Below are 12682 nucleotides of genomic sequence, written 5' to 3'. Positions count from 1 at the left end.
AGTTGCACAATTTAATTATTTCTGCCCTAAACCGTCCGAAAGGCCGGCACTATTTTTCAGTACACCTTCGGGTGCTTTATATACTCTTTGCGGCTTTAAGACCAGGCGGCCTCCTTTCATTTTTACCGAAAGCGTGTGCTTGTTTTTCAATACCGTGGCATTAAAATCCAGTTTTCCATCTACACCGGAAAGATTCCAGAAGCCTTCCTGCAAGCCCGCCACAATTACCTCGTATTCCTGGTCACCCGGTACTTCCAGGGTAAATGCTTCCTGCAGCAAACTTCCCGGCCGGGCCAATGCCACCAGCTTATTCCCTACCTGAAACAGGTAGTAGCCCTTCTTTTCATTGAACTGCAGGGGCAGTTCGGCCTGTGTTTCCTCTGCCATCTGAAATACCGTAACAAAGGCCGTTTTTTTTGCGTCCTTTAAAGGCGACACCAGGATGCGGGAACCCTTTGCTTCCGGCCATGCAGACCGCGCGGAATACAGATCGCCCGCTACAAAGGCCGATGAATCGCCACTGAGCACCTCGTACTTACGGTTGCGGGCGGCCGGCACCAGCATATTCACATAAGTAGTTCCTGTTTTTCCTTTCAGACTACTGTTGAGTATAAACCGGTTGACCGAAACCTGCGGCCGGCTCAGGGTATTGATCTGCCAGGTTTTTTTAAAAGCAGGGTCTGCGCTGGTCACTTCATCCAAAAGAATGATCACCGCCGGAACATCGGGCCGTTTCATATCCAGGAATAAAAAGCTCCGGGAGTATTGTTCCAGCTTGGAAGTATAGGCCGCGGTAAGATCGGCATTGAAATAGCTGTAAGCAGGCGCCACCGGGTTGGGCCCATAATCGCAGGAACGCACAAAGCCCGTATGGAACCAGGAGTCGTTCAGCACTTCTGCTACGGTTCGGGGAAAACGCTGGCTGAAACGGGTACCGCCGTCATTGGTCTTTGTACGGAACAACAGCGGCTCCGCCGGATCCCGCACCAGCAACATACTGTGCGCCACCGACCGCTTGTTGAAATTAAAATCATAGGGCGAACCATAGGACAGGTACAAGCCCAGGTCACCCACCTGCATGCCGTGATGGTAAATCTGTATGGCACCGGCATCCGCGTGCTGGTGATTGCCAAAATGAAAACCGCCCCCTTTGATCTCGGCTACCACATTCCCGCTTTCTTTTTGTTCCTCCCAACCGGTGCGTGCTACCATGGAGCCCAGTACCGGTCCAAAGTCGATCGTGCGCGGCAGGCGGTTCAGGTCAAAATCCGGTTTTAATGCAGGGTCATCCAGCAGTAAAAACAACACCGGGTTATCGGGCAGGCCTCCCTGCCGGAGGAACTGTCCTTTAAACAAGGCGTTACCGGAGTACGCGTAACACAGTAACATGGTCTGCGGATTCTTCCAGTAAAAGCTATCGCTTTGTGCATACTTAACACTAAACATATCGCCGTCCCGCAGCATCTTTCCATCCGGGGTACGCATATACAGCCAGTAATATGGCAGGTTTTTTATATTATCATCAAATACAGGAAAGCCCGTCATGCGGTAAAACAGCAATGCAGCGTGCATTTCCCAGCCAAAGCGGTAACCGCCATAGTCAATGCCCTGGTTGTGCCGGGGCGACTGGTATTCAAATTTCCGCATCGGCACCAGCTGCTCCAGTACGGTATAGGCCGTGTACTTATAGGGCAGGGGGTCTTCGTCATAAACCGCAATACTCATGGCCAGCAGATCGCGGCAGATCTGCGCTTCATTACCATGTCCGTTAATAATACTTTCCACTCCAAAGAACGGTGGCCAGCCGATTTCCATATCCCGGGCCAGCCGCTGCATATTCCTGCGCAATAGCGTTTTCTCCGCTGTGCTCAACAGTTCATAACACCAGTCGTATACCAGTGCCGCCGTATAAATAGCACGGCCCATTTCCCGGGAAATATCGCCATAGGTAATGTTTCCAAATTCCAGCACGGAGAGGTATTGCGTCATCAGCTTCACCGCCTCATTCCCCGCAGCCCGGTCTTTTTCCAACAAATAATAAAAGGCCTTGCTTTCTACCGCCTGCTCCAGCTTTTCGTTGTAACGGATCTCTTGCTGCGGGTCATACGCAAAAGCAAATGTTTGCAATGCCGCCTGTTTTACTTTGAGCCAGGCGCCCTGGTGGGCCGTATCCTGCAGGCGTTGACGGATCACCGGCAGGGTTTCTGTGTTTACCCAAAGGCGTGGGTGAGCGGCCGGTGGTAATATCCTGGGAACATAGGCTTCCGCTTCTTTAGGGGGTGCCGGAGGTATATACGGCTTCACGGAGATGGTATAAAAAACCAGGTTCCGGGGCAGCCAGATCTTCAGCTTTTCTTTTTTCTTCCCAAATTCAAACTTACCCAGCTCCTGTTTTCCGCCTTTATAGCTATCATAAACGATGCGTTTTGTGATCCGCTCAACACCCAGCTGAAAATGGGCAATCCGTGTTAATACTCCTGTGGTATCTTCTTGTTTCAGTTGTTCCGAATTCCGGGGCATGGTTTCCGCTTCCAGCACGTACCAACCCGTTTCCGGTACTTCAAGCTCCAGTTCCACATCTGCCCTGCGATCCGGATATCCATCAGCAACCGATTCCTTCAGCGTCAGGCCTTGCTTCACAAGCCCGCCTCCCATGGTTTTGTGCAGTACGACAGCATTTTTATTGATCTTCCCCTGTTGCAGAAAAATCTCAGAAGGATGCTGCCCTATGGCAAGCAACCCATAAAAAACAAAGGGGATGATTCCAACGAACTTTTTAAACATCTTCCTGTATCAGCATCTTAAGGATGCTTATTTTTTCCGTTATAAAAATGATCCTGTTACCAACCCGGGTTTTGGGTAAGGTTGGGATTCACATCTCTTTCCGACTGCGGTATCGGCCACAGGTAATAGTTATCGGGGAAACCTCTTTGCCGGATTTTCACCCCTGTAAACTCCGTCATCCATACCTTATCCACTACGTCCCTGGCAATCCGCCATCTCCGGATATCTGAATAACGTTGTCCCTCCCCGCATAGCTCCACCATCCGCTCATGCCGTATCCGTTCACGCATCTGTTCTTTATTCAATCCGTCAGGAAGATCCGGCATCCCCGCACGGGTGCGCACGGCATCTACGGCATCGTATACAGTTTGATCCGGCACGCCTGCAGCCTCATTCTTCGCCTCTGCATACATTAACATTACATCCGCCAGCCGGATAAGGGGGAAATTCTGCGGCATATTGTCCTGCAAGGTATACACGGATCCGGTTTCTACAAACTTTCGCCAGGCATAACTTCCGTTGGTCCATACCGGTACATAGGCCGCCGGATCGGAGGTCACTACCGGGAACCGGTACAAATAATCAATGCCGCCTTTCCCGTTGAAGGTAGACCAGGGTACTACAATTCCTTTTTGCAAACGGGGATCGCGGTTCTCAAACAGCTTCCGTACCGAAGCCTCATCTCTCCAATCGGCCACATTATCCGGATTAAAAACCGCGCCCTGTGCGTTCTTGAAGTTTGCAAAATCGAACCGCGTTCCGTCCTTCATCTCGTATTCATTTACCAGCTTGGGTGTGGGACGGGTACGCTGGGATCCTGTTGTGGCCCCCCTGGCATTGCCATAATTACGGTCGGCAGCCAACCCGTTTCCCTGCTGTGCCACATACTGCACATCAAAAACAACCTCACTGTTATTATTGCCGGCTACGCGAAACAAGGTGTGATAATCGCCCACCAAGGTCCGGTCGCTTTTCTCCATCAGTTCTTTAAAATCTGCAGCCGCCTTTTCATATTCCTTAGCCCAGAGATGCGCCTTTCCCCGCATGGCCAGCGCCGCCCATTTGGTAACACGGCCCTTATTCGCCGGGTCATAACTACCCGGCAGCAATGCATAGGCCTCCGTCATATCCTTCACAATAAAATCATATACTTCTTTTTCTGTATTCCGCGGCTTAAACGACTCATCCACATTCATGGGGTAATCATAAAGCGGTACCCCGCCAAAATAATCCCAGAGTTTAAAATAGAAATACCCCCTGAAAAACCTGGCTTCCCCCAGGGTACGGTTCTTGACGGTTTCGTTCATTTGAATCTCCGGCACTTTCTTCAGCGCGGTATTCGCCCTGTAGATGCCTTTATAGAAAATCCCCCAGGAGGTTGAGTAAAACGACGCATTGGCAGGGAATACCCCCGTTGTGAGCCCGGTTGCGAACGACTGGTAAGAAATATCGGTAAAGTCGTCCATCATACCATAGATGACGATGCTGTTGGTAAATTCGCGGTTGGCGTTATAAATAGCATTGATGCCCGTTACCGCATCCTGCTCGGATTTCCAAAAATCGCCTTCCGATAATCCAACCAGCGAATTTCTATCAAGGAATTTATTGCAAGACCCCAGTACAAGTACGGAGAGTGCTGCGATCATTATTTTTTTTATCATGGCTTCTTCTTTAAAATGCAATGTTTAAACCAATGATCCATTGTTTCATCAACGGATAGGAGATCCCGGCATTTTCCGGGTTGTATCCTTTAAAATCGGTGAATGTAAAATAGTTTTCCAGGTCGGCATATACCCTTATCCGGTCTATTTTAAGCCTGTTAATTACCTGGCGGGGAAGCGCATATCCCAGCTGCAACGATTTTACCCGGAAGTAGGAAGTATTGTGGAGCCAGTAGTCGCTGTAAGCCGTATTCAGCGCCGAGCCTGAAGTAAGCAGCCGCGGATAAACCGTCGATTTATTTTCCGGGGTCCAGCGATTCAGGATCTCCGTTCGCTGCAGAAAGCCTTCGTTCAGGTTAAAGGTATTAAATCCGTCATTACCCCAATATTGTTTTACGCCTCCAACACCCTGCCCCACTATATTAAGGTCGATGCCTTTGTAAGCTACGCTGACATTCAGTCCATACGTGTATTTGGGCAGCGATGAATAATTTTTAACCACACGATCCTTTTCATTAAATACTTTATCGCCATTGGCATCTTTATAAAGCATATCGCCCGGCTTTGGAGTACCGCCTATGTAGGTACCAAAGGTATAGCCATCGGCAACCAGGCGGTCAATTTCGGACTGGTCCTGGATGATCCGGTCAAACTCCAGTACATAAAAACTGGTAAAGGGTTTTCCTTCGAGGGTGATCGTTGTACCATCAATCGAAGTATCTCCGTTAAACCGGCTCACGCTGTTGGTTACGGTAGACAGGTTTGCATTTACCTGGTAGGACCAGTCTTTTCCCAGGGCATTCCGGTAGGTTAATTGGAATTCCATTCCCCGGTTCTTCATGGCTGCAATATTCTGCCAGGGCGGAAGGAAGTTCCCCATCACCAATGGAATAGGAATCTTGGTCAGGATATCCGTTGTGGTTTTGTCGAAGTATTCGGCGGTCAGCATCAACCGGTTTTTCAGCATGGTAATATCCAGGCCGATGTTTGTAGCCGTTGTGGTTTCCCATTTGATGCGGCTGTTAGCGATCTCTTTTGGTGCCACTCCTTGCTGCATCTGCCCGCCAAACGGATAGAGGTAGGAACCGTATACTACCTGGTAGGTATAATCTCCGATCCGGTTATTACCCAGCCGCCCCCAGGAGCCCCGGATTTTTATATCATCAAATACAGTTTTTAACGGCTGTGCAAAGGATTCCTCCAGTACTCTCCATCCTGCTGAAAACGAAGGAAAGAATCCCCACCGGTTATCACGGGCAAACCGCGATGATCCGTCATACCGTGCATTGGCTTCAAACAGGTATTTGCTTTTATAATCGTAATTCAGCCGTCCGAAGTAAGACTGAAGCGCATCATCGGTCCCGGATCCGTTTATGGCCTCCATATTGGTTCCGGCATCCAGAATGTAAATGGCATCGTCCCCCAGGATATCGTTCTTTTTTGCATCGAATTTATCCATGCGATTGTACTGCTGATCGAAACCCAGCAATGCCGTAAAATGATGGACTTCATTGATAGATTCCCGGAAGCGCAGTTGTGTATTTAGCACGGTCGTATAATCTCTTCTGCTTCCATTAAACAGGCTGTTGATACTTGGTTTTTTGGGATACTCGAAATTTGTCTGCAGGTTCCAAAGCGAGTATGGCCTTGCATATTCCCAATTCCGGTCGTTATTATAATTGAAGCCAAAGCTGCTTTCCCATTCCAGGTTCTTCAGCAGGTTTACAATGCCATAAAATTTCATGCCCAGCCGCTGCCGTTCATATTGTCCCCGGATATTATCCACATAGGCCCTCGGATTGGCACCTGCCGGCAAACCATTGAACATTTCACCGCCATAGCGTCCGTCTTCATACTTTGGTATAACGCCTGGTGTGGTGTTCCGTATCGTTGAAAAAAAGCTGGCTACATCCAGGGGGTCTCTTTTTGCCCAGTACCCGAACACATTGCCTCCGATGGTCAGTATCTTCTTTATTTTCATGTCTGCATTGATCCGGAAACTATATTTGGTATAGTCGGAATGGTCGATAATACCCTGGTTTTTTAAATAGCCTAATGACAGGGCGATGTTTCCTTTTTCACCGCCGCCGCGCACGGACAGGTTATGCTCGGTAAGTAAACCTTTCTTCAACATCTCGTTATACCAATCGGTATTGGGGTACAGCGGATTTCCGGCGGCAGACTCCGTTCTCCACTTATCAATCAGCGTTTTCGCGTATTTCTCACGCCCTTCTGATTCATTCACCAGCTCCATATGCGTAGCCATATCTGTTATGAAATCAATGCGCTTGGCCACATCCTGCATGCCCGTATACCCGTTATAATTAAAAGTAAACTTATCCCCCCGGCCCCGCTTCGTTGTAACCAGCAACACGCCGTTGGCCGCCCGCGAACCATATATGGCTGAAGATGCAGCATCTTTAAGTACCGACACGCTTTCCACATCGTTTGGATTCACATCATTTAAGGCTCCGGGCACCCCATCAATGATCACCAATGGAGCGGCATCATTCATCGTTCCCTTACCGCGTACCAGCAGATTAAATCCTTCGGCTCCGGGAGCGGCAGAGGTTTGTGCAATATTGAGCCCCGAAGCAGCGCCAACCAATGCGGATGCCAGGTTCAGATTGGGCCGGCTGGCCAGGGATTCGTTAAACTTAACCACCGATACCGCACCGGTAAGGTTTACCTTTTTTTGCGTACCGTAGCCCACTACCACTACTTCATTCATCTCGCTGGATTGTGGCTCCAGCGTAATACTGCCGGCAGCACTTGCCGCCACCGTTACGGTTTTAAATCCCAGCAGGCGGAATTGCAGCTGATCATCCGGGGCCGCACTAATGCGGTATTCCCCGTTCTTACCAGAAACGACCGTTTCCCTGCTCGAAAGATTGGTTACTTCCACACCCGCCAGCGGTTCGTTATTACCATCGGTTATCCTGCCGCTTACCTGTTCCGCGGCCGGGCTCCGGTAAACATGCATCCGGACAGCTGCCTGCGGTCCTTCTGCACGGCCCCTTACAGCCGTTGAAAATGCCGGTAAACCGGAAGAAGCGTTGCCCGCTAAAGGAACAAGGGGCAAGGCCAATAAAACGTAGGTTCCTAAAAGCATGTTCCTGATGCTGCGTGAGTTTGGGTTCATGAATAATCGTGTTAAAAATAATTTTCCAAACAAATTAATTTTGGGTTTTCATCCCTTAGCATCAGCCATCATACGGCTGTTGAAATACAAGTTTCAGAAAAACAATAACAAGAAAAATCGCAATCAAGTACTCGTTAATACTGTATACAATATTAATATCTTTTTGTAAACAAACAAAATTTATTTTACTTTTTTTAAAACTTTTGCAGGATGATTTGGAGGCAACAAAAATTACTGCAAAGAATTGTAAATTAATGCATTACAACAAATACAAATTAACCACAAGAAAATATCATCAAAATATGTATACAAAATACACAAATTTTTGTATATAAAATTAAATAATTAGATTTGGTTCGGGAATCATAAAACAACGCTTAAAATTCCACACTATGCGGCTTGCAACATTACCTGTTTTATTATCTGTGGCAGCTCTTTTGGCCTCCTGCCATATCGAAAAGAAAAAAGAACCGCCGGTACTAAATACCATTCAGCTTGGGCAAACAGCCGTATCCCTTACCCGGGTAGCAAACCACCTGGAGGTTCCCTGGGACCTGGAGTACGACCGGAAAGCACATGCCATCCTGTTCTCCGAGATCGCCGGTGTTATCAAACGGCTGGACCTGGGCACCAACCGGGTTTCCCCGGTGGCGCGGATAAGCGAGGTATATCATCAGCGCACTACGGGCCTGCTGGGTATGGCCCTGTACCAACCGGAACAAGGGCCGGACTACCTGTTTCTTTCCTATACCAGCAAAACGGGCGACAGCATTTATTCAAACTTATTACGCTACACGTACAATAACGGAAAACTGGAAGCCCCCCTGCGTTTGCTGCGTATCCCGGGCAGTACCGGGCATAACGGCTCCCGCGTGCTGGTAGCAAAGGATCAAAAAGTATACTGGGCCACCGGCGATGCCGCCAGCGATACCTTTGCACAGGACAGCACCGCACTGAACGGAAAGATCCTGCGCTTAAACCTGGATGGCAGCATTCCCGCAAACAACCCGATCCCCAACAGTTATGTATACGCCTGGGGGTTCCGCAATATGCAGGGGCTTACCCAGTCGGAAAGCGGCGCCATCTATACCTCTGAACACGGAGACGCCATTGAAGACGAGATCAACGTGATTCACCCGCTGCAGAACTACGGCTGGCCGCAGATTGAAGGAAAGCACGATACCGAAAAAGAAATCGCGATTGCAAAAAGATCGCCCCGCACAGAACCAGTGCGGTCCTGGACACCGGTTATTGCACCCGCCGGACTGGCCTGGTATGGCTCAGATGCCATCCCCGAGTGGAAGAACAGTTTATTGCTGACCACATTAAAAAGTCAATCCTTAAGAATCCTTCACCTCTCTGCAAACGGACAACAAATCACGGATGAAGCCATTCTTTTTGCCAATTACCTGGGGCGCATACGTTCCGTACTGGTATTGCCCGATGGCACCGTTTATTTCTGTACCAGCAACCGCGACTGGAATCCGCAGAAGGGATTTCCAAAACCCTACGACGATGGCATTTATTGCCTCCAAAAAACAACCGATACTACGGCCCCTGTATTGCGGCCCCAAAAGCCCCCGGCCCTGCAGGAACGGTCTGGCAAAGCCCTATATGAATCCTACTGTGCCTCCTGTCATAAAACAGATGGTAAAGGCCTGCTGAATACATTTCCATCCCTTGCCGGCTCCCGGATGGTAAACGGGGATGAAAACAAATTACTACAGGTGCTGCTGCACGGAGCAAACGGAAAAGCATCCGATGGCATTTCCTACGAAGCTTCGATGCCCGCTTTTACATTTCTGAAAGACGAAGAGATCCGGGTGCTTACCAATTATATCCGCAGCAATTTTGGCAATGCCTCCGGCAACATCACATTGGAAACAGTAAAAAACAACCGGTAAAGCTATATGCAGACCACTCCTTCCAACAAACCGCGGGCTACAGCCTCGCTATGCGAGGTTATACAGACCTTTGTGCCGCTTTGTGTATTCTCAGTGCCTTGGCGCCTTTGTGGCGATAGTGATCTGCTTAATACTTCGCCGCCTTTCCCGGAATAGATGCTTTGATAAATGCCCGGATCTGTTCGGTGCTTGTTTTCAGGTCTTCCTTGCGCAGGTACATCATGTGCCCGCTGCGGAACCCCGCCCATTGGATCCGGTCTTTTAACCGGCCCGAGGGGTCCATCTGCCACAGGTTGTATTTGGCATTAAAATAATCGCAGGCCCCGTCATAATAACCGGATTGTACCAGCAGATGCAGGTAAGGATTCGCAGACATAGCGCTCCGCAGGTTTTCGCCGGTACGGTCATTTTCATTATCCCAGGGATAAACCGGTCCAAACACATTGTAAGGGTAATCCGTTTTATAGTTCAGTTCATTGCGCAGGTACATATTGATGGGCGGTGTGAAGGCATGCAGCCAGGCGGTAAGCTCCGCATTAAAATCGGGCCGTTCGCCGCCATCCCGTTTATCAATGCCTTTGTAGCGGGAATCCAGGCGGCCAATGGTAAATCCCTCATTGCGCAGCAGCTCCTTCCAGAACAGGTTGGGCGAAACATCCAGGTTGTTCTGCAGGATCACCTGCTGCGATAGACCGGAATAAGCCGCCATCTTTTCTGCAATGGTTTTTTTGATGGCCGCATCCAGCAGGCTACCCTTGTTTAAAGCCGGCAGTAATTGGTTCATAGTAAAGTCTTCTACCTCCGGTAGAAAAGCCTCCAGTTCTTTTTGCTGAAAATTTGCCGCCAGTTTTTTATGATACCAGGCGGTTGCCGCAAAGTAGGGCAGACGCAGGGCCGCATCGGTTGCCGTCCCCCGCTCAATGCCCAAAGTAGTGGGCGACACCAGCACTACCCCATTCAGGTACATCCAGTGTGCCTGCTGCAGTTCCAGCGCCAGGCCCGAAACCCTCGTGGTGCCATAGCTTTCGCCGATCAGGTATTTTGGAGACCCCCACCGGTCGTAACGGGTTACAAAGCTATTGATCCAATCGCCCAGGTATTTGATGTCGGCATTAACGCCAAAAAATTTTGTCTTGGGCACCTCTTTGCCCACGATCCGCGAGTAACCGGTATTTACCGGATCCACATATACGATATCCGCCTCATCCAATATTGAATTCGGGTTTTCTTTATATCCATAGGGCTGTACAGGATATCCCTCATCGTCAATATTCAGCAGCACCGGGCCGGTATAGCCAATATGCATCCACACAGAAGCGGAGCCCGGTCCGCCGTTAAATGAAATCACCAGGGGCCGCCCGGCCTTAGCTACATCAGTGCGCTCGTAATAAGTGTAAAATAACCCTGCAATGGCTTTGCCATCCTCATCCCAAACAGGAAGGGTTCCGGCAATCGCTTTATAGGCCACCTTCTGGCCTTTAATAGTCACCGTATGATTGGTGGTCACCGCGGCATCCGGGTTAAAACTCAGGTCGGGTGAAGGGTTCTTTTTTTCCGTTACCGGAGGCTCCTGTTTAACAGGTTCTGTTTTGGATTTTGATGTTTGTGCACCGGCACCTGTAAAACAAAGGATGGCCGTACAGCAGCAGAAAATAAGCTTATTCATGATCATTTTTTATTACAAAGGATGGATCAATCGTATCCATCCACATAAAGCCATTTTTACCATTAAGAAGTTAAGCGTCATTAAGTCATTTCTCAATAGTCTTAACTTCTTAATGGTTTATCCGTTTGATAATATCAAGCGCCGGTTCTTCTTACTTCAGCACCCCCAGCTCTTTGCCCACTTTTGCAAAGGCCGCAATCGCTTTATCGAGGTGTTCCTGCTCATGTCCCGCGCTCAGCTGTACGCGTATCCGCGCCTGCCCTTTGGGCACTACGGGGAAGAAGAAGCCGATCACATAAATGCCTTCATCCAGCAGTTTTGCCGCAAAATCGGCCGCCAGCACCGCGTCATACAGCATGATGGGCACAATCGGGTGATCGCCGGGCTTAATATCAAAACCCGCTGCCGTCATCTTTTCACGGAAGTATTTTGTGTTGTATTCCAGTTTATCCCTGAGGGCAGTTGAAGCAGAAAGCATATCCAGCACGGCAATGGAACCCCCAACAATAGAAGGCGCCAGGGTATTGCTAAACAGGTAGGGTCTTGATTTCTGACGCAACATATCAATGATCTCTTTTCTTCCGGAAGTAAATCCGCCGGAAGCGCCGCCCAGCGCCTTACCCAGGGTGCCGGTAATGATATCGATCTTCCCCATTACCCCCCGGTACTCATGTGTACCGCGACCGGTTTTGCCCAGGAACCCCGAAGAGTGGCATTCGTCAATCATGATCACTGCATCATACTGCTCTGCCAGGGCTACAATCTTATCCAGTTGGGCAATGGTACCATCCATGCTAAAAGAACCATCCGTAACAATAATCCGGCTGCGCGCGCCGGCCGCTTCTTTCAGTTTGGCTTCCAGGTCGTCCATATTATTGTGCTCATACCGGTAACGTTGCGCTTTGCAAAGACGGACTCCGTCAATAATGCTCGCATGATTCAGTGCATCGGAAATAATCGCATCCTGGTCGCCAAACAATGGTTCAAACACCCCACCGTTGGCATCAAAAGCCGCCGCATATAAAATGGTATCCTCCGTGCCCAGGAATTCCGATATTTTTTGTTCCAACTCCTTGTGAATATCCTGTGTGCCGCAGATAAAGCGTACACTGCTCATACCATAACCGCGAAAATCAATGGCAGCATGCGCCGCTTTGATCACATCCGGATGGGAGGATAAGCCCAGGTAATTATTTGCACAAAAGTTAATAACGGTTTTGCCATTCACCAGGATCTCGGCGCCCTGTGGGCTTTCGATGATGCGCTCTGTTTTATACAGACCGGAAGTTTTTATTTCTTCCACCTCAGCTCCGATACGCTTTGTAAAATTTTCGTTCATATGAAAGAGTTTAGCTGTGCCGCAAGATTCTGTGGCACTCCGCAAAGTTGTTGAAAAAAGCCATACAAAAGCACGTTTTGTTCAATCGGTTGAACCGGCCCGGTTACCATGAGCCGCACCTTTGTCAAAATATCCATTGAAAAGATTTGCCTCAGAATTCTATTTGCCTTATTTTTATTAATACAG

General features: G+C 49.1%; 6 protein-coding genes. 1 reads left to right on the top strand and 5 read right to left on the bottom strand.

Translation table 11 applies throughout. The features are described from left to right. Positions 1–15: 15 nt before the first annotated feature. Genes GGU45_RS19495 through GGU45_RS19485 form a run of 3 tightly spaced genes read right to left on the bottom strand, consistent with a single transcriptional unit; the run spans position 16 to position 7587 of the window. Positions 16–2784, bottom strand: coding sequence for a DUF4962 domain-containing protein (locus GGU45_RS19495; protein WP_435227613.1), 2769 nt, complete (start codon positions 2782–2784; stop codon positions 16–18). Positions 2785–2840: 56 nt separating this feature from the next. Continuing rightward, positions 2841–4445 (bottom strand): RagB/SusD family nutrient uptake outer membrane protein, encoded by a 1605-nt coding sequence (locus GGU45_RS19490; protein WP_435227611.1) that lies wholly within the window; start codon positions 4443–4445, stop codon positions 2841–2843. A gap of 10 nt (positions 4446–4455) precedes the next feature. After that, on the bottom strand, positions 4456–7587 hold the full coding sequence (locus GGU45_RS19485; RefSeq protein WP_435227609.1) for a SusC/RagA family TonB-linked outer membrane protein: 3132 nt from the start codon (positions 7585–7587) through the stop codon (positions 4456–4458). 392 nt (positions 7588–7979) lie between these two features. Here GGU45_RS19485 and GGU45_RS19480 point away from each other — a divergent pair, with 392 nt between their 5' ends. Continuing rightward, entirely contained in the window at positions 7980–9491 is a 1512-nt protein-coding gene (locus GGU45_RS19480; protein ID WP_435227607.1) for a PQQ-dependent sugar dehydrogenase, read from the top strand. 127 nt (positions 9492–9618) lie between these two features. Here the strand turns inward: GGU45_RS19480 and GGU45_RS19475 are convergent, their stop codons facing one another. Next, complete coding sequence (locus GGU45_RS19475; protein ID WP_435227605.1) at positions 9619–11157, bottom strand: S10 family peptidase; 1539 nt, start codon at positions 11155–11157, stop codon at positions 9619–9621. Between the two features lie 151 nt (positions 11158–11308). Next, entirely contained in the window at positions 11309–12496 is a 1188-nt protein-coding gene (gene kbl / locus GGU45_RS19470) for a glycine C-acetyltransferase (RefSeq protein ID WP_435227603.1), read from the bottom strand. Between the last annotated feature and the right edge of the window lie 186 nt (positions 12497–12682).

Origin of the sequence: Niabella hirudinis, from assembly GCF_051201075.1 — a bacterium.
GTDB lineage: Bacteria > Bacteroidota > Bacteroidia > Chitinophagales > Chitinophagaceae > Niabella > Niabella hirudinis.
This window is presented reverse-complemented; position numbering and strand designations above follow the sequence as displayed.

Bases quoted from the DNA above. Each gene is read 5' to 3' on its own strand.
- kbl (WP_435227603.1), bottom strand. From the start codon at position 12,496: ATGAACGAAAATTTTACAAAGCGTATCGGAGCTGAGGTGGAAGAAATA.
- GGU45_RS19480 (WP_435227607.1), top strand. From the start codon at position 7,980: ATGCGGCTTGCAACATTACCTGTTTTATTATCTGTGGCAGCTCTTTTG.
- GGU45_RS19490 (WP_435227611.1), bottom strand. From the start codon at position 4,445: ATGATAAAAAAAATAATGATCGCAGCACTCTCCGTACTTGTACTGGGG.
- GGU45_RS19475 (WP_435227605.1), bottom strand. From the start codon at position 11,157: ATGAATAAGCTTATTTTCTGCTGCTGTACGGCCATCCTTTGTTTTACA.
- GGU45_RS19485 (WP_435227609.1), bottom strand. From the start codon at position 7,587: ATGAACCCAAACTCACGCAGCATCAGGAACATGCTTTTAGGAACCTAC.
- GGU45_RS19495 (WP_435227613.1), bottom strand. From the start codon at position 2,784: ATGTTTAAAAAGTTCGTTGGAATCATCCCCTTTGTTTTTTATGGGTTG.